We start from the raw sequence: 18,356 nt of genomic DNA, 5'->3' as shown, positions 1-18,356 counted from the left end.
CACCCTGCCGTGTAATTGCACGGCAGGCTTTTTACTGATGACCACAGAATTGATCACGCGTTGAGAATGACTGTTATTTAACCTTGCATTTCAGAGTAATCGGGTTATTATCAGGCGCTATTCAGCTTATTCCGATTGGTTTATTTCCCGCCCTGTCACTTTTAGCTTTTAATTGACATATCTGGTAATAATTACGGAAATAACTCTACATTCACTGCATCTTCACTCCACTTTTCCCGGTTAATCTGGCCTCATTGGAAAAGAGGAGGACTCTCCATGAAGAAGTTAATAAAAGTCGCTTCGGTGGTGGCGATTATGACCATGCTAAGCGGGTGTATTATCGAGCACGACCATGGACGCGGTCCCAGCTGGGGCCACGGGCACGGCGGCGGCTGGCATCACGGCCATGGCGGCTATCGTCACTGGTAATTGGGCAAAGCACACACAGCACATAATAAAAAATGAATAAAGAAAGGGCGGGAATCAATCCCGCCCTTATTTTTTAGCTTTTCACCGCGTAATTACATTGATACCAGACTTTCTTCAGGCCAGGCAAATTGCTGTCCTGCGCCGGAAGCGACTCGACTTTATCGAAGCCGCGCTGGTTACAGTAATTCGCCAGATCAAGTTCCAGCGCATCTTTATCCAGCTTCTGTGGATCGTAACGATACTGTACGGTATTTGAACGGGCATCTTCATCCACGCGCTCAAAACCCCCGGGTTTGCTGACACTACAACCGGCCAGCATAAAAAGCGCTAACGCGCTAATAAGCATTTTATTCATTAGGGTGTCCTCATCAGACGTTGCAGTGTAAAAGGCAACGCCACACGCCTCTATAGGAAAAAGACGCGAAATGTCCGATTAATGCAAAGCTTTCGCCAATCAAATCAATAAAACCAAACGGTTTTCCTTATCACATCAGCAGTGAGAAGATGACTTCAGACAAAACGAAGTCTGCACCACACCAGGTGATACCCACAAAAAGACATACTGAAAGTGACCTTTATGCCCGTGCTGAGCGGGCTTTTTTTTCGCCCGTTATCCGGTAAGGCTGACCATCTTACGCAAAAGATTGGCCGCTTGTTTGTCCGGCAATGCGAGAATTCCGCTGTAAAGATCTATCGACATCGCGCACATCGTGCTGCGATCCACCGCCGTATCCGCCGGCATATTCAGCTGCTGCAGCTTATCGCCCCACTTGCCATACAGCTTTTCCACCACGCGCTGCAGATCGCGCTGCGCCTGAGGCTGATCCACCGCCAGCTCATCGCCGGTACTGTTTTGCAGCAGTGCCTCGAGCGCTTCACCATCGCGCTGATTAAGCTCCGGCGACAACACCTGTTGCAGATTGACGCCACCGCTGACCTGCGGATAGAGGAAACGGAAGCAGCGCTGCGTATCCTGCTGCTGCAGCGCCTGCATCTCCTGCACCGAAACGCGGATATAGTTGATGATCGCCGCATCGCTGGCGCGCGCCATGCGCTGATTCACCAAATCCATCAGCCAGCCGCGCATATCGCCCAGCGCCTGCTCCGCAGGTACGCCCTCTGCCAGCTTGTGCTGCAGCTCGCGATTCAGCAGTTGCCACAGCGCCGGCTCCTGCACTTTCAGCACGCGATAACCCGGCGCGTCGCTCAGTTGGGTAGCCACCTGCGCCGCCAGCGCCTCGCGCTCCTGACGCGGATGCAGCCAGCTAAACCACAGCAGATTGGCCAGCAGCACAGGCAGCAAAAACAGCAGGACACCCTGCCAGACGCGCAGCGCAGTGGTGCGCAGCAGTATCACGATGATGATCGCCAGCAGCACAAAAGCAGCCAGCGTGAGCGGGAAAAGCGAGAACATGGAGCGACATTAATCCTTGCGAACGTCAATTAAAACCGGACAGCTGGCGCGTTCAATCACTGCTGCGCTTACCGAGCCTTTCAGCAGGCGGTTGAGCGGCGACAGGTGACGACGGCCCATTATAATCATACTGGCGTGCAACGCCTCAGACTGCGCCACAATGGTTTCCGCCGCTTCACCGGCCAGAATCAGCCCGCGTGCGTCAATGCCAGCGCGCAGCAGCGGTGCCAGCGCATGGCGTACCACCATTTCAGCTGTATTTTGTTCATCCTGCGCCACGACAAAATCGTCCGGATCTTCCCCGGCGTCGATCTCAATCGGCTGATTGCACGACGAATAAGCCGGATCGACACAGCACAGCACGGTGACCTGCGCCTGTTGCGCCAGCGCCTGTTCAATGGTCAGGGCGATCACTTTTTCCGCCACCGGTGAGTTATCGATGGCCATCAGCAAGGTTTTCATCAGTCGGTTATCCTTCCGCAGCAGTTATTTTGCCAATTTCGCGAATCAGCGCCTCTTTACACTTTATCAGCGCTGTCCGGTAATGCGTTTCCTGGCGGTGAAAACGTGCCGTCGGCACCAGCAGTGAGATCGAGAAGCGCCCGAACAGCGTATCAATCGCGACCGCCATGGTGGAAATGCCCTCCAGCGTTTCGCCGCGATCGATAGCCAGTCCGCTGGCGCGCACCTCCGCAATCAGCGTCAGCAACTGCGGCAGCGTTTTTACCGTCATTTCCGTCAGTTCCGCATAGGCTTCACCGACCATCACCCGCACATCTTCGTCGCTCTCCAGCGCCAGCAGCGCCCGGCCACCGGACGTACTGTAGAGCGGCAGATTCAGGCCGATGTGGGGCACCACGCGCAGCTCACGCGTGGCCACCACGTAATGGACAATCGCCAGCTGCGTTCCGCTGGCTCGCGCCAGCGATACCGTTTCATTGATTTCCGCCGAGAGTTGTTCGAGGAACGGCCGGACAATTTCCACCACGTCACTGTGCACGCTGGAGATCAGCTTCAGCAACGCCGGACCGAGGCGCAGCCCGCCTGCCCCGCCGCTGCGCACCAGCTGTGCGCTATCCAGCGCCGCCACGATGCGCTGCACCGTCGAGCGCGGCAGATCGACCACCTGCGCAATTTCACCCAGACTCATGCCGCCCGGATGCTCACCGAGCGCATTTAAAATTTTTGCCGCACGCGCAATGACCTGAATGCCACCCGCTTTTTCATCCTCACGGCTTGAGGGAGGTTCTACCATGATACGTTCCTTTTTGGCCTGCCCTACTTTAGCGCGAACGATCGCACTTTTACACCCTGTATCACATTGCAATACACCATATCGAAATGTAAGATGCGAGCTGTATCACATCGCAATACACTGCATCAACTAATAACGAGACACCTCCTATGAATGCCCAGCCCGTCGCGGCACCGGCACCGCATCCTTTTACCCTGCGCCTCGCGCTGGGGCTGGTGGGGGTGCTGATCGCCGCGCTGACCTCCGGATTAAACGATCGCGTCACCGACATCGCGCTGGCCGATATCCGTGCCGCAGTCGGCATTAGCTACGATGACGGCAGCTGGATTATTTCGGCCTATCAGGCAGCGGAAGTCGCCGCGATGATGATTGCACCGTGGTTCGCCGTCACCTTTTCGCTGCGCCGCTTCGCGCTGGCGGTGTCGGCCGGTTTCATGATGTGCGGTGTCCTGCTGCCCTTTATGCCCACGGCCCCGCTGTTTATTGCGCTGCGCGTGGTGCAGGGACTGTTTGGCGGCGCCCTGCCGCCGCTGCTGATGACAGTGGCGCTGCGCTTTCTGCCACCGCCGATCAAACTTTATGGGCTGAGTGCTTACACCCTCACCGCCACGTTTGGCCCGAATCTGGCGGCGTCGCTGGCGGCGTTCTGGACCGATGACGTCAGCTGGATGTTTGTGTTCTGGCAGGTGGTGCCGGCCATGCTGATCGCCATGCTGCTGATCGGCTGGGGTCTGCCGCAGGATCCGCTGCGCACTGAGCGATTTAAACAGATTGACCTGTTCGGCATGCTGAGCGGCTGCTCGGGCATGGCGCTGCTGATTCTGGCGCTGACGCAGGGTGAGCGTCTCGACTGGCTCAGCTCGCCGCTGTTTGTCGCCCTATTATTCAGCGCGCTGGCGTTGCTGATTGTGTTCTTTATTAATGAATGGTTTCACCCGCTGCCGCTGTTTAAGTTGCAGATGCTGCGCCGGCGTAATTTGTCGCACGGTTTGCTGGCGCTGGCGGGTGTACTGATTCTGGCGCTGTCCGGTTCGGCGCTGCCGTCGGCCTATTTTGGTCAGGTGGAGGGGTTTCGCACGCTGCAGTTCGCGCCGCTGGCGTTGACCATCGGCCTGCCGCAGTTGCTGATTGCACCGCTGGTCGCCAGCCTGCTGAATATCCGCTGGATTGACTGCCGCTGGGTGCTGAGCGCCGGTGTGCTGCTGCTGGCGACCGCCTGCCTGCTCGGCATGCAGATCACTACCGACTGGGCGCGGCAAAACTTCTGGCTGATGCAGATCTTGCAGGCGTTTGGTCAGCCGATGGTGATTCTGCCGGTGCTGATGAGCGCCACCAGCGTGGTCGCGCCGCCGGAAGGGCCGTTCGCCTCCGCCATGTTCAATACCGTACGCGGCTTTGCCAGCATTGCCGCCAGCACGCTGGTGGAGTGGTTTATCAGCCATCGCGAGCAGTTTCACTCCAGCGTGCTGGTCGATCAGGCTGCCAGTCGCAGCTGGCTGATGACCGCAGCGGATAGCCAGCAGGCCAGCAGCAGCCTGCCGCTGTTGGCCGACGGCAGCGCCAGCAGCGCGGCCAATCTCAGCGGCTTCGCCACCCTGCTGAAGCATCAGGCCATGGTGCTGAGCCTGAGCGATGCGTATCTGATGCTGATCGCTTTCGCTGTCGGGCTGTTAGTGCTGACGCTGTGCCTGGCGAAACGCGTCTGGCCACCGCAAACCCTGATTCAACCTGTTACCAAAACTCCGGAATAACTGTTATGCACGCTTTTGCTATGAAACGAACAATCCTGCTGAGCGCCCTGCTGCTGGTTTTGCTGGCGATGGCGTTCTGGCTGTGGTCAGCCATGACCGGCAACGACCATCGCACTGATGATGCCTGGGTGAATGCCGACTACACGCTGGTGGCCCCGAAGGTGTCCGGCTATATCGCCCACGTCAACGTGCAGGATAACCAGCGCGTGCGGGCTGGTGACGTGCTGGCGACGCTCGACGACCGCGACTATCGCGTGGCGCTGGAGACCGCGCGGGCGAATCTGCAGGTCAGCGACGCCAAACGGCTGAGCGCGCAGGCGCAGCTCGACCAGCAGCAGTCCACCATTGCCGAGGCCCGCGCCACGCTGGCCGCCAGTCAGGCATCGGCGCAGTATGCCGGACAGAGCGCGGCGCGCTACAACCAGCTGTACAAGAGCGGCACCATAGCCGCTGACGACCAGCAGAAAGCCAGCTCAACCCAGCGTTCCGCCGCCGCCACGGTGCGCCAGAGCGCAGCGGCGCTGGCGGCGGCCGAACAGCAGGTGAAGGTGCTTGAGGCCGCGCTGCGTCAGGCGGAAGCTGATGTCGCGGCGGCGCAGGCCAGCGTCGACCAGGCCGGGTTGAATCTCTCTTATACGCGTATTATTGCGCCGGTGGATGGCATGGTGGGTCAGCGTTCGGTGCGCGTGGGAGCCTGGGTCAGCGCGGGTACGCGTCTGCTGGCCGTGGTGCCGCTGCAGCAGACTTACATCACCGCCAATTATCTGGAGACGCAGCTGGCGGATGTGCGCCCGGGCCAGAGGGTAGTGGTGAAGATTGATGCATTGCCCGGCAAGACCTTCACCGGTCACGTTGATAGTATCGCCCCCGCTACCGGCGCCACGTTTTCCGCGATTGCCCCCGATAACGCCACCGGCAACTACACTAAAGTGGTTCAGCGTTTGCCGGTGAAAATTGTGCTGGATCCGCATCAGAGCGATCTGGCGCAATTACGTGTCGGCATGTCGGCGATTCCGCAGATTGAGACCCGATGAAAATGTGAGCAACTTCTCAGAAGTGACCTATTTATTTTCGGATCGATTCCGCGTAAATTAGCGCTCGATCCTGTTTCGGGGCAGCCCGAAGCGACCTGAGTAGAAAGCGTGTAGCGATGATGAACTCCACCTTTCTCTTATTCTGTTCGGGTTACGCTGGTTTGGGATCGCCATCATTGTAACCGCTCAGAGGAGTTGTTTTGTGAAATACGCCTTGATGGGAATATCTTTCTTCGTCTTACTTTGGGTCGGCACCTTCGTGCTGATGCTGTAAAGACGCCAGCCGGGGCGACCGCTCAGTCGCCCCGATTTGTAGTTACTCTGCTTCTTCCACCGCTTTTACCGTTCCCGGCAAAATACCGTCGGCGCGGAACATCGCTTTAATGCCACGCACCGCCTGACGAATACGATCGCTGTTTTCAATCAGGGCAAAACGCACGTGGGTATCGCCGTAGTCACCAAAGCCAATGCCCGGCGAGACGCACACTTTCGCCTCCTGTAGCAGCCGTTTGGCAAATTCCAGTGAGCCCAGATGCGCATAGTGATCGGGAATTTTCGCCCAGACGTACATGGACGCTTTCGGCAGATCGACCATCCAGCCCGCTTCATGCAGCCCTTTCACCAGTACATCGCGCCGGCGTTTATACTGCTCGGCGATATCACGCACGCACTGCTGATCGCCCTCCAGTGCCGCAATCGCTGCCACCTGCAGCGGTGTGAAGGTGCCGTAATCGTGATAGCTTTTGATGCGTGCCAGTGCCGCCACCAGCTCTTTGTTGCCGACCATAAAGCCGATGCGCCAGCCCGCCATGTTGTAGCTTTTTGACAGGGTAAAGAATTCCACCGCCACATCGCGCGCGCCCGGCACCTGCATAATCGACGGCGCTTTCCAGCCGTCATAGGTGATGTCAGCGTAGGCCAGATCGTGGATGACCAGCACGTTGTAGTGCTTCGCCAACGCGATGACGCGCTCGAAGAAGTCCAGCTCTACGCACTGCGATGTCGGGTTGGACGGAAAGCCGAGGATCATCATCTTCGGTTTCGGGTAGCTTTCGCGGATGGCGCGTTCCAGCTCATTGAAGAAATCGACGCCCGCGACCAGCGGCACCGAGCGCACCTGCGCCCCGGCGATCACCGCACCGTAGATGTGAATCGGGTAGCTGGGATTGGGCACCAGCACGGTGTCACCGTGATCGAGCGTCGCCAGCATCAGGTGCGCCAGGCCCTCTTTCGAGCCGATGGTAACGATGGCTTCAGATTCCGGATCGATATCCACCTGGTAACGCTCGGCGTACCAGCGCGAAATGGCGCGACGCAGGCGCGGAATCCCTTTGGAGGTAGAGTAGCCGTGCGTGTCTTCACGCTGTGCCACCTGACAGAGCTTTTCCACGATGTGCGGCGGTGTCGCGCCATCCGGGTTGCCCATGGAGAAATCGATGATGTCTTCGCCGCGCCGGCGCGCAGCCATCTTCAATTCAGCCGTGATGTTAAATACATAGGGGGGCAGACGTTCAATACGCGAGAAACGACGGGGTGTGCTGTTATCAGCCATGATGTCCTCTGGATTACGTTAGCGCCCGGACCGTCCGAGCGACGCTGATCACTGCCGTGACCGAAACAAGAACATAACGCGCTGATAACAATATTGTCGAGGGGGGACGGCAAATTTTCTTAGCCCATTTCGTTTAAGCGCCCAAACACCCAATCGTTTACCCACTGGCCGTTGAGGCGGTAGTTATCGCGCAGCGTGCCTTCCAGCGCGAAACCGTTCTTTTCCAGAATGCGCCGCGACGGCCAGTTGCCCTCAATCACCAGCGCTTTGAGTTTGTGGAAGTCGGCCTGCAGCAGGAACGTGCACAATGCCTGCAACGCTTCACTGCCGTAGCCCTGACCGGTACAGGCGTGGCGCAGCATGTAACCCACTTCGGCCTGACGATACGGATGCCACTCGGCGCTGCAGCCAAACAGGCCAATCGCTTCACCGCTGTCGCGCAGGCGCGCCACCAGGCACAGCATGTGAAAACTGCTGGGTTGCCACGGTGCCAGCCGCTCGTTAAAGCGCTGGCGGATGTCGTTTTCATCGGGGATCTCGCTCACCCAGGTCATGGTCGCGGCATCTTCATGGACCGCTTTGAAAATCTGCCAGTCTTCCGGCTGTAACCGGCTGAGGGACAAACGAGGGGTGAGTAATTGCATGGCCACGCTCCGCTGTTGTGCTTACGGCAACATAGCAAACCGCATCCGTGACAACCAGTGACCGCTGCACGCTTTCAGCAATCCTCTTTTTGGCACTCAGGATTTCCTCTTTTCAGGTTTCATAGCGGATAATCTGCCTTGCTCCCCTTCAGGGGCGGGTGTTATGGGCGGATCTGGTCGCCATAAGTGGCGCCCCTGCGGTGTGTTAGCGGCCCATTTTACACGGCGCGCACCTTCCAATCTGGTCGCCATAAATGGCGCCCCTGCAATGCATCTGCGGTCCTGTAGGGTGCGCATTGATGCGCACCGGCAGCGCGCACCTTAAAAATTGATCCAGGCTATGAGAAACGTCTGCAGCTTGCCGGGACGCTGGCGGATCGCGATCACATTTTTTATCATGTCCGCAACCTTGCCTGCTCCGGAGAACACCGTGCCTTCCCATTTCGACATGCTGCTGGCGGTGTTTGACCGCGCCGCGCTGATGCTGATCTGCCTGTTCTTCCTGACCCGCACCCGCGTATTTCGTCAGCTACTGCAAAAAGATGAACACTCAATCGGCGAAAAAGCCGTGGTGACCGCCATCTTCTCGCTGTTTGCGCTGTTCAGCACCTGGTCCGGCATCAACGTTGACGGCTCACTGCTCAACGTCCGGGTGATTGCGGTCATGGCGGGCGGCATTCTGTTCGGGCCGTGGGTCGGCATTGCAACCGGCGTGATTGCCGGCGTGCACCGCTTCCTGATTGATATCGACGGCATCACCTCGGTGCCCTGTCTGATTACCAGCATCATCGCCGGTATCGCCGCCGGTGCCATCAACCGCTTCGTTAGCAAAGAGCAGCGCTGGCGCGCCGGCATCCTCGGCGGCATGCTGTGTGAAAGCCTGACCATGCTGCTGATCGTGCTGTGGGCGAAACCGATGTCACTCGGTTTAACCATCGTGTCGGAAATTGCGCTGCCGATGATTCTCGGCGCGTCGAGCATTGGTTTGATTGTGCTGCTGGTGCAGAGCGTCGAAGGGGAAAAAGAGGCGATTGCCGCGCGTCAGGCCAAGCTGGCGCTGGAGATTGCCAACAAAACCCTGCCGCTGTTTCGTCAGGTTAACAGCGACTCGCTGCGCAAAGTGTGCGCCATCATTCGCAGCGACATCCATGCCGATGCGGTGGCGATCACTAACACCAAACAGATTCTGGCTTACGTCGGCTACGGCGAGCAGAACTACCACAACGGCGACGACGGCATCAGTCCGACCACCGCGCAGGCGATCGCCAGCGGAAAAATTATCATTAAGAATAACGATGAGGCACACCGCACCAAAGACATTCACTCAATGCTGGTGATTCCCCTTTGGGAAAAAGGGGAAGTGACCGGCACGCTGAAAATCTACTATCGCCGCGCCCATCGTATTACCGGTTCACTGAAAGAGATGGCGGTCGGTCTGTCGCAAATCATCTCGACGCAGCTGGAAGTCTCGCGTGCCGAGCAGTTACGCGAGATGGCCAATAAAGCGGAACTGCGCGCGCTGCAAAGCAAAATCAACCCGCACTTCCTGTTTAACGCGCTGAATGCCATCTCCTCATCGATTCGCCTCAATCCGGACACAGCGCGCCAGCTGGTGATTAATCTGTCGCGCTACCTGCGTTACAACCTGGAACTCAATGACGATGAACCCATCGACATCAAAAAAGAGCTGTGGCAGGTGAAAGATTACATCGCCATTGAGCAGGCACGGTTTGGCGACAAGCTGTCGATGATTTACGACATCGATGAAGATCTGCACTTTTCGCTGCCCAGCCTGCTGATCCAGCCGCTGGTAGAGAATGCCATCGTGCACGGTATTCAGCCCTGTCGCGGCAAAGGCGTGGTCACGCTGAGCGTGAAAGATCTGGGCGATCGCGTGCGCGTGGCGGTGCGCGATACCGGTGCCGGCATCAGCGAAGAGGTGGTCAGCCGGGTAGCGCGCAACGAAATGCCGGGCAATAAAATTGGCCTGCTGAATGTGCATCACCGGGTGAAACTGTTGTCCGGCCACGGCTTAACCATCACCCGTCATCAGCCCGGTACGGAAATCGCCTTTACCCTCAGCAAAAGTGGTCAGCGGCTGTCCGGCCCGCTCACCCCGTTAGCGGAAACCTCAGCGTGAAAGCCATTATTGTCGAAGACGAATTCCTGGCGCAGCAGGAGCTAAGCTGGATGATCCAGCAGCATAGCCAGATCAGCATCGAAGCCTGCTTTGATGATGGGCTGGAAGTGCTGAAGTATCTGCAGACTCATCGGGTGGACGTGATTTTTCTCGATATCAACATCCCGTCGCTTGACGGCATGTTGCTGGCGCAGAACATCAACCAGTTTATCCATAAGCCGCTGATTGTGTTTATCACCGCGTGGAAAGAGCACGCGGTCGAGGCCTTCGAACTGCAGGCGTTTGACTACATCCTCAAGCCGTATCACGAGTCGCGCATCATCACCATGCTGAACAAACTGGAGGCCAGCGCACAACAGCAGCAGGCGCAGCAGCACAATCCGGCAGCCAGCGCGCCGCAAACGGTGAATTTAGTCAAAGATGAGCGCATTATCGTGACCGATATCAACGATATCTATTACGTTGAAGCACATGAGAAGCTGACGTTTGTCTACACGCGGCGCGAAGCCTATGTGATGTCGATGGCGATCAGCGAGTTTTGCAGCCGTTTGCCTGAGTCGATGTTCTTTCGCTGCCACCGTTCCTACTGCGTTAATCTGAGCAAGATTGGCGAGATCGAACCGTGGTTTAACAACACCTATCTGGTGAAGCTGCGCGATATGGATGCGCAGGTGCCGGTGAGCCGCAGCAAGGTGAAGGCGTTTCGCCAGCTGATGCATCTTTGAAGGCGAACGGCACGGAAAGCCGTTCGCCCGTCAGATTACAGCACGCGCCCCAGCGCCTGGCGCAGATGGGCACCGGCGCCAAGCAGGCCCGGCTGGTCGTGAGTAATCATGTAGACCGGGATATCAACGAGGTAATCGCGGAAGCGGCCTTTGTCTTCAAACGCCGCGCGGAAGCCGGACGCTTTAAAGAACTCGAGGAAGCGCGGCACGATGCCACCGGCAATGTAGACGCCGCCAAAGGTGCCGAGGTTCAGCGCGAGGTTGCCGCCAAACCGTCCCATGATGACGCAGAACAGCGTCAGCGCGCGGCGGCAGTCAATGCAGCTGTCCTGCAGTGCCCGCTCGGTGACATCTTTTGGCTTGAGGTTTTCCGGCTCGCGCTGATCGGATTTCACAATCGCGCGATACAGGTTAACCAGCCCGGAACCCGACAGCACGCGCTCGGCAGAAACGTGACCCAGTTCGGCGCGCAGCACTTCGAGAATTGCATCCTCTTCTTCACTGTTTGGCGCGAAGTCAACGTGACCGCCCTCGCCCGGCAGGCTGACCCAGCGCTTATCGACGTGCACCAGATGGCTGACGCCGAGCCCGGTGCCGGCACCGTAGATGGCAATTGGCTTATCCTGCACCGGCGATTTGCCGCCGAACTGCAGGACGTCCTGCGCCGTCAGCATCGGAATCGCCATGGAAACCGCGGTGAAATCGTTAATGATTTCCAGCGTAGTAAAGCCCAGACTTTCCTTCATCTGACGCGTTGAGAAGGCCCAGTCATGGTTGGTCATCTCCACCCAGTCGCCGGTGATCGGACAGGCGATGGCGATGCAGCCGTCGGTAATGTCCTGTTTTTGCTCATCCAGATAGTGACGGATAACTGCTTCAAGGTTGTCGTAGTCTGATGTTGAGAATGTTTTGGCCTGGGAGATGGCGCCGGTCTCCACCTCACACAAGGCGAGACGAGCGTTAGTGCCGCCCACATCGCCGACCAGGGCGTATTTTGTCATTCTTCTGCTGCTCCGCTTGGGTCATAAACAAGTGCAGGACACTATAAAAGCCTGCCAATAAAACAACAACGCTCACCTTGCACGATGAGCGTTGGTCATTCAGTGCGACGCACAGCCTGACTGTCGCCAGCCCAACTGTACAGAGGCAACTGTCCTAAACTTTGTGGCTATTGCGCTGGTGCAGCGCCGCCGTGACGGTGCGCAGCAGCGGCGGCAAATCCTGTTTCTCCATCACCACTTCAATCAGTGACAGGCAACGCGCCTGGCTGAGCAGCGCCATCACGGCGTCGAGCTGCGCCGTTTCACTGATGCGCCAGCTCTGAGCCGCACAATTCAGGCTCATCGCCTGCGGCAGCGCGGTCCAGTTCCACTGCGCGATGTCGTTGTAGCGCTGTTCCGCTCCATGGATCGCGCGTTCGACAGTGTATCCCTCATTATTCAGCAGAAAAATGATCGGGCTTAAGCCGTCGCGCTGGATCGATCCCAGTTCCTGAATGGTCAGCTGCGCCGATCCATCGCCGATGATCAGAATGACGCGGCGGTCAGGCTGCGCCGTCTGGGCACCAAAGGTGGCGGGTAAAGTATAGCCAATGGAACCCCATAAAGGTTGTACCAGCAGCTGCGCATCATGCGGTAAACGCAGCGCGGCAGCGCCAAACGCCGCCGTGCCCTGATCGGCAAGGATAATATCACCGGGCTGCAGGAAACGCTGCATCGCCTGCCAGAAAGCCTGCTGACTGATTACGGCGGCAGCAGCGGGCGGTGCATCGTCCGGCATGTCAGCCACGCCCGTAGCCCAGTGCGCGCAGTGGCGCTGATAAACCGGCAGCAGCGCGGCCAGCGCCTGCGCCATGCTCAGCGGTGCGAAGGTTTCTCCGGCGACGCTGGCATGAAACGGCTGCAGATCAATCACCCGCTGCGCCGACAGCTGCTGGGTAAACCCGGCGGTCAGGGTGTCGGTAAAACGCACGCCGACGCACAGGGTGACATCGGTGTCTTCAATTGCCGCGCGCACGGTTTCGCGGCTGCCGCTGGCGGCGTAGGTGCCGACGAAGCCCGGTTGCTGCTCATCCAGCACGCCCTTGCCCATCAGTAGCGTGGCAGCCGGAATGGCGCGCAGCGCACGCAGCTCAGCCAGCGGTGCCTGCAGCTGCCAGCGGGCAGCGAGAAAATCGGCCAGCAGCGCCACGCGCTGCGCCGGTGCCAGCAGGCGCTCCGCCGCTGCGGCAAACGCCTGCGCCACGTCGAGGTTTTCAGCCGGTACCGGGCTGGCGCTGGCTGACGGCAGCGTTACCGTGGCGGCGGCGACATCCACCGCCAGCAGCAGATAGCCCGGACGGTGCTGCTGTAGCGCGCCAGCGATGACCCGATCAATTTCAGCCACGGCGTTGTCGGCGCTCAGCACCGCGCTGGCGGCACTGACTTCCTGGGCCATGCGCAGAAAATGGCCAAAATCGCCGTCGCCGAGCGAATGATGCACGCAGTCGCCCTGCTGCTGGGCGTGGCTGGCGGGAGCGCCGACGATGTGAATCACCGGCACATATTCGGCGTAGCTGCCGGCGATGCCGTTAATCGCACTAAGTTCACCGACGCCAAAGGTGGTCAGCAGCGCGGCCGCGCCGTTGCAGCGACCGTAACCATCGGCCGCATAGGCGGCATTGAGTTCATTAGCGCAGCCGACCCAGGTAATACCGGGATGGTCAATGACGCTGTCGAGAAATTGCAGGTTGTAGTCGCCGGGTACGCCGAACAGATGGCGGATACCCGCCTGGTGCAAACGATGCAGTAAATAGTCGCCAACGTTAAGAGTGTTCATCGACCGCTCCTGTGAGGGGGAATGATCAGGAGTATTAGCGATGTGGCTGAACTGGCGAGATTTTTACCATCATCGCGCTGTCATGCATGGCAAGCATTCGTTACGACGACAGAAAATTCTGTAAGTTGCGATCTTTGCCGCGTTACGGCGCAGTGTAAACGCATACACTGCTATGCTGATGCCACTTTCTCCCACCTGAGACAGGAACGCTGCATGAGTACTTTCCCCCACGCCGAACGTTATCACCAGATGCAGTATCGCCGCAGCGGCCGCAGCGGCCTGAAGCTGCCGGCGATTTCGCTGGGTCTATGGCACAACTTTGGCGACAGCACGCGCGTCGACAACAGCCGCGCGCTGCTGCGTCACGCGTTTGATCGCGGTATTACCCATTTTGATCTGGCCAATAACTACGGGCCGCCGCCCGGTTCTGCGGAGAGCAACTTTGGCCGCATTCTGCGCGAAGATTTTCACGGCCTGCGCGACGAGCTGGTGATCTCGACCAAAGCGGGTTACACCATGTGGGACGGTCCGTACGGCGACTGGGGCTCACGCAAGTACCTGATTTCCAGCCTCGATCAAAGCCTGAAGCGCATGGGGCTGGAGTACGTGGATATCTTTTACCACCATCGTCCGGATCCGGAAACGCCGCTGGAAGAGACCATGCGCGCGCTCGATCAGGTGGTGCGTCAGGGTAAAGCGCTGTACGCGGCGATCTCCAACTATCCGGCGGATAAAGCCGCCGCCGCTATCGCCATGCTGCGCGATCTCGGCACCCCCTGCCTGATCCACCAGCCGCGCTATTCGATGTTCGAACGCACGCCGGAACTGGGTCTGCTGGACGTGCTGGGTGACAATGGCGTCGGCTGTATTGCTTTTTCACCACTGGCAGGGGGCGTGCTGACCGACCGCTATCTGCAGGGCATTCCGCAGGATTCGCGCATCGCCAGCGGCAGCAAATTCCTTAACGAAAACCAGCTGACGCCAGAGAAGATGGCGAAAGTGCAGCAGCTGCAGGCGCTGGCGCAGCAGCGCGGTCAAAAGCTGGCGCAAATGGCGCTGCGCTGGGTGCTGCGCGACACGCGCGTCACGTCGGTGCTGATTGGCGCCAGTAAAACCGCGCAGATCGATGATGCCGTCGACATGCTGAGCCAGCCTGAATTAACGGCGGACGAGATCGCCGCCATTGAGCAAATTTTGGTGTAACCGTTTACCCGCCCGGACTTTTCCGGGCGCTGTCCTTAGCAGAAAACGCTGCGCAACCTTTCGCTGGCACTTTTTCAGACTAAATCTCAAGGCGTGTCTGGTCCGATATGGCACACTAGCGCCACGGTAGCCTCGATGCTATCGATGAGGAGAAAGTATGAAACGTGCAATTTTGTTTGCCGCTTTGCTGGCAACGTTATCCCCTCTGGCGCTGCACACAGCTGAAGCCAGTAGCGCTACCATCAATCTGGCCCCTGGCGTCACGCTGCATCTCGGCGATCGCGATCGTCGCGGCTACTACTGGGACGGCGGTCGCTGGCGTGAACCGCGCTGGTGGCACGATCGCTATCAGTACAACGATCATCGCTGGTGGCGTCACGAAGAGTGGAAACGCCATCGAGCCTGGGAGCGTGAACGTGAGCGCCGCTGGCACGAGCGCGAACGTCGCGAACACTGGCGTCACGATCACCGGCACGATCGGCATGACCGCCACGACCATCATCACCATTAAAAAAAATCCCGGCGCAGACGCAGCCGGGATTTTTCTATTCAGTCATTTGCTTACCAGCCGAGCGCTTCGCCCACCAGCAGATAGATATTCAGCGCCACCACCAGCACCACAATCAGACGACCGGCATTTTGCATCAGGCGTGAGTTCACCAGTTCATCGCCCATGATGTCACGGTTCCCGGTGAACGACAGCAGCGGAATCAGCGCCAGCGCAATACCGAAGCTCAGCAGCACCTGGCTCATCACCAGAATGCGCGTCGGATCCCAGCCCGCCCAGATAACAATAAAGGACGGCAGCATGGTAATGGTACGACGGAACCACAGCGGAATGTGGAAGCGGATAAAGCCCTGCATCACCACCTGGCCGGCCAGCGTGCCCACCACGGTAGAAGAGAGGCCGGCCGCTACCAGACTCAGCCCGAACACAATCGCCGCCGCGTGACCCAGCAGCGGTTGCAGCGTCAGATAGGCCTGGTCGAGATCGACAATGCTGGTGTGACCGCTAAAGTGGAACGCGGCCGCTGCGGTGGCCATCATCGCCAGATTAACGAAACCGGCAATGGTCATGGCGATCGCCACGTCGAGCTTGGTGGAGGAGTAGCGCTCCGCCTTGCTGCCTTTATTACCGTACTGCGTCAGCGCCGAGTGCAGATAAATGACGTGCGGCATAATGGTCGCGCCCAGCACGCCAGCCGCGAGGAATACCGCGTCCGAAGTGGGCAGGCTCGGCAGCGCCATGCCCACCACCAGATCGCTGACGCGCGGCTGCGAGAAGAACAGCTCAACGATATAAGCGGCGGCGACAAACAGCAGCAGCCCGCCAATCACCAGCTCCAGCGGCTTCTGTCCACGGTTCTGCAGCATCAGAATCAGGAACGTGGCGATACCGGTTAACACCGCGCCCTGCAGCAGCGAGATGCCGAGCAGCAGCTTAAAGCCGAGCGCAGCCCCGATGAATTCCGCCAGATCGGTGGCCATGGCGATGATCTCCGCCTGTACCCAGTAGAACCATACCGCCGGGCGCGGGAAGCGATCGCGAATATGCTCGGCGAGGTTTTTACCGGTGGCAATGCCCAGCTTGGCGGACATCAGCTGGATCAGCATCGCCATGATGTTGGCCCACACCACCACCCACAGCAGTTTGTAGCCGTACGCGGCCCCCGCCTGGATGTTGGTGGCAAAGTTGCCGGGATCGATATAACCAATGGCCGCGATGAAGGCCGGTCCCAGCAGCGCGAGCTTGATCTTTCTGGCTCCGCGAGCGGCGCGCTCGGCGGTGCGACTTTCTGACATAGTTTTGACCCTGTCCTAACGCTTGTCTGACCCATCCAGCTTACGGGGCATTCAAGGCAAGTGAAATTTGGTTATAGTTATCGCATTGATAGATGGTGCTATAAAGTATAGCCATTGCTATACCACAAGGTAAAGTTAGCGCTTGCTAAAAATTATGCAACAGGTTTCACTCTACTCCCGGGTTAAATTATAGACAATCTCTTTGTGGATATTTCTTGTGATCGATTTGTAAACAGGTTGTGAGCGGTGAGACTAATCTGAGAAATAAAGCGATACCGAATACTTATATTGTGGTTTTGATCTCGTTTTTAAGTAACGCGTTACATAGAATACGCAGCAAAATACAACCCTCCTCAAATTTGGAGCCGATATGTCCCATATTTTGCACTTCCTTTTAGCATTGGTGGTGGTAGCCGTGCTGGCGTTACTCGTCAGTCACGATCGTAAGAGTATCCGGATTCGCTATATCGTTCAGCTGCTGGTAATTGAAGTGCTGCTGGCGTGGTTCTTCCTTAACTCCGAAGCAGGCCTTGGTTTTGTTAAAGGTTTCGCCGGGCTGTTTGATCATCTGCTCAAATATGCAGCAGAAGGCACCAATTTCGTGTTCGGTAACATGAACGAGAAAGGTCTGGCCTTCTTCTTCCTTAATGTTTTGTGCCCTATCGTCTTCATCTCGGCCCTGATCGGTATTTTGCAGCATTTCCGCATCCTGCCGTGGGTGATTCGCGCTATCGGTACCGTGCTGTCGAAGATCAACGGCATGGGCAAACTGGAATCCTTTAACGCCGTCAGCTCTCTGATTCTGGGACAGTCAGAAAACTTTATCGCCTATAAGGATATCCTCGGCAAAATGTCACAGCGCCGCATGTACACCATGGCAGCCACCGCGATGTCGACGGTGTCGATGTCGATTGTCGGTGCCTACATGACGATGCTGCAGCCAAAGTACGTGGTAGCCGCGCTGGTGCTCAACATGTTCAGTACCTTTATCGTGCTGTCGCTGATTAACCCGTACCGCGTGGACAGCGAAGAAGACCTGCAGCTGCAGGATCTGCATAAAGGTCAGAGCTTCTTTGAGATGCTGGGTGAATACATTCTGGCCGGTTTTAAGGTAGCGATTATCGTTGCGGCGATGCTGATTGGCTTTATCGCGCTGATCTCCGGCCTCAACGCGCTGTTTGATACCATCTTTGGTATCAGCTTCCAGGGCGTGCTCGGCTATGTGTTTTATCCGTTTGCCTGGGTAATGGGCGTGCCATCCAGCGAAGCGCTGCAGGTGGGCAGCATCATGGCGACCAAGCTGGTTTCTAACGAATTCGTTGCAATGATGGATCTGCAGAAAATCGCCGGTCAGCTGTCGCCGCATGCGGAAGGCATTCTGTCGGTGTTCCTGGTCTCCTTCGCCAACTTCTCCTCCATCGGCATTGTCGCAGGCGCGATCAAAGGTCTGCATGAAGAGCAGGGTAACGTGGTATCACGTTTCGGCCTGAAACTGCTGTACGGCTCGACGCTGGTGAGCGTGCTCTCCGCCGCCATCGCCGGTCTGGTGCTGGGCTTCTGATCTACAGGGCGGGCTGCGGCTCGCCCTT

18 protein-coding genes are annotated in these 18,356 nt (G+C 58.0%); 9 read left to right on the top strand and 9 right to left on the bottom strand.

The genetic code is table 11. The features are described 5' to 3' along the window. Nucleotides 1-276 precede the first annotated feature (276 nt). Entirely contained in the window at nt 277-429 is a 153-nt protein-coding gene (locus H7K56_RS11270) for a hypothetical protein (RefSeq protein WP_170264768.1), read from the top strand. A 73-nt stretch (nt 430-502) separates the two neighbouring features. On the opposite strand, the gene H7K56_RS11265 is transcribed toward H7K56_RS11270, so the two are convergent. The 4 genes from H7K56_RS11265 to H7K56_RS11250 form a co-directional block, all read right to left on the bottom strand. Beyond that, the gene (locus tag H7K56_RS11265; protein ID WP_021509105.1) at nt 503-784 is read right to left on the bottom strand and encodes a membrane lipoprotein lipid attachment site-containing protein; all 282 of its coding nucleotides are present in this window, start codon (nt 782-784) and stop codon (nt 503-505) included. 255 nt (nt 785-1,039) lie between these two features. Beyond that, nucleotides 1,040-1,843, bottom strand: a complete 804-nt coding sequence (locus tag H7K56_RS11260) for a hypothetical protein (RefSeq protein ID WP_150361605.1) — start codon at nt 1,841-1,843, stop codon at nt 1,040-1,042. 9 nt (nt 1,844-1,852) lie between these two features. Beyond that, complete coding sequence (locus H7K56_RS11255; protein ID WP_058758371.1) at nt 1,853-2,305, bottom strand: universal stress protein; 453 nt, start codon at nt 2,303-2,305, stop codon at nt 1,853-1,855. 7 nt (nt 2,306-2,312) lie between these two features. Beyond that, entirely contained in the window at nt 2,313-3,098 is a 786-nt protein-coding gene (locus tag H7K56_RS11250) for an IclR family transcriptional regulator (RefSeq protein WP_058776553.1), read from the bottom strand. Between the two features lie 149 nt (nt 3,099-3,247). On the opposite strand from H7K56_RS11250, the gene H7K56_RS11245 reads away from it, so the two are divergent. From H7K56_RS11245 to ypdK, 3 genes are all read left to right on the top strand, one after another. Continuing rightward, nucleotides 3,248-4,849 carry an MFS transporter gene (locus H7K56_RS11245; protein ID WP_150361606.1) on the top strand — a complete coding sequence of 534 codons (1,602 nt, stop codon included), beginning with the start codon at nt 3,248-3,250 and terminating at the stop codon, nt 4,847-4,849. A 5-nt stretch (nt 4,850-4,854) separates the two neighbouring features. After that, nucleotides 4,855-5,883, top strand: a complete 1,029-nt coding sequence (locus H7K56_RS11240; protein ID WP_058758369.1) for an HlyD family secretion protein — start codon at nt 4,855-4,857, stop codon at nt 5,881-5,883. Between the two features lie 202 nt (nt 5,884-6,085). After that, nucleotides 6,086-6,157: a membrane protein YpdK gene (gene ypdK, locus H7K56_RS11235; RefSeq protein WP_006120362.1), complete on the top strand. Its 72-nt coding sequence runs from the start codon at nt 6,086-6,088 to the stop codon at nt 6,155-6,157. Between the two features lie 42 nt (nt 6,158-6,199). Here ypdK and alaC read toward each other — a convergent pair whose 3' ends face one another. Together alaC and H7K56_RS11225 are read right to left on the bottom strand one after the other, a co-directional pair. Further along, nucleotides 6,200-7,435, bottom strand: a complete 1,236-nt coding sequence (gene alaC / locus H7K56_RS11230; RefSeq protein ID WP_150361607.1) for an alanine transaminase — start codon at nt 7,433-7,435, stop codon at nt 6,200-6,202. A 119-nt stretch (nt 7,436-7,554) separates the two neighbouring features. Next, nucleotides 7,555-8,079, bottom strand: coding sequence for a GNAT family N-acetyltransferase (locus H7K56_RS11225; RefSeq protein ID WP_059012158.1), 525 nt, complete (start codon nt 8,077-8,079; stop codon nt 7,555-7,557). A gap of 448 nt (nt 8,080-8,527) precedes the next feature. Here H7K56_RS11225 and H7K56_RS11220 point away from each other — a divergent pair, with 448 nt between their 5' ends. Both H7K56_RS11220 and H7K56_RS11215 read left to right on the top strand, forming a co-directional pair. Then, on the top strand, nt 8,528-10,219 hold the full coding sequence (locus tag H7K56_RS11220; protein WP_021508253.1) for a sensor histidine kinase: 1,692 nt from the start codon (nt 8,528-8,530) through the stop codon (nt 10,217-10,219). Next, complete coding sequence (locus H7K56_RS11215; RefSeq protein ID WP_021508252.1) at nt 10,216-10,944, top strand: LytR/AlgR family response regulator transcription factor; 729 nt, start codon at nt 10,216-10,218, stop codon at nt 10,942-10,944. Before H7K56_RS11220 ends, H7K56_RS11215 begins: the two co-directional genes overlap by 4 nt. Before the next feature lie 35 nt (nt 10,945-10,979). On the opposite strand, the gene glk is transcribed toward H7K56_RS11215, so the two are convergent. After that, on the bottom strand, nt 10,980-11,945 hold the full coding sequence (glk, locus tag H7K56_RS11210; RefSeq protein WP_058781785.1) for a glucokinase: 966 nt from the start codon (nt 11,943-11,945) through the stop codon (nt 10,980-10,982). Between the two features lie 154 nt (nt 11,946-12,099). Then, nucleotides 12,100-13,761, bottom strand: coding sequence for an alpha-keto acid decarboxylase family protein (locus H7K56_RS11205; RefSeq protein WP_182689012.1), 1,662 nt, complete (start codon nt 13,759-13,761; stop codon nt 12,100-12,102). Nucleotides 13,762-13,974: 213 nt separating this feature from the next. Between H7K56_RS11205 and H7K56_RS11200 the strand changes: the two genes are divergently transcribed. Beyond that, nucleotides 13,975-14,964 carry an aldo/keto reductase gene (locus H7K56_RS11200; RefSeq protein ID WP_150361608.1) on the top strand — a complete coding sequence of 330 codons (990 nt, stop codon included), beginning with the start codon at nt 13,975-13,977 and terminating at the stop codon, nt 14,962-14,964. 157 nt (nt 14,965-15,121) lie between these two features. Further along, a complete protein-coding gene (locus H7K56_RS11195; protein WP_058758363.1) occupies nt 15,122-15,475 on the top strand; it encodes a DUF2502 domain-containing protein in 354 nt (117 codons plus the stop codon). Between the two features lie 50 nt (nt 15,476-15,525). Here H7K56_RS11195 and H7K56_RS11190 read toward each other — a convergent pair whose 3' ends face one another. After that, nucleotides 15,526-16,767 (bottom strand): Nramp family divalent metal transporter, encoded by a 1,242-nt coding sequence (locus H7K56_RS11190; RefSeq protein WP_021508247.1) that lies wholly within the window; start codon nt 16,765-16,767, stop codon nt 15,526-15,528. 370 nt (nt 16,768-17,137) lie between these two features. On the opposite strand from H7K56_RS11190, the gene H7K56_RS11185 reads away from it, so the two are divergent. Beyond that, entirely contained in the window at nt 17,138-18,328 is a 1,191-nt protein-coding gene (locus H7K56_RS11185; RefSeq protein WP_031279840.1) for a NupC/NupG family nucleoside CNT transporter, read from the top strand. The last annotated feature ends 28 nt before the right edge of the window (nt 18,329-18,356 follow it).

The sequence above is a fragment of the Pantoea dispersa genome (assembly GCF_014155765.1).
Classification (GTDB): domain Bacteria; phylum Pseudomonadota; class Gammaproteobacteria; order Enterobacterales; family Enterobacteriaceae; genus Pantoea; species Pantoea dispersa.
Note: the sequence above shows the minus strand (reverse complement) of the source record. Positions and strands in the feature narration are given on the sequence as shown.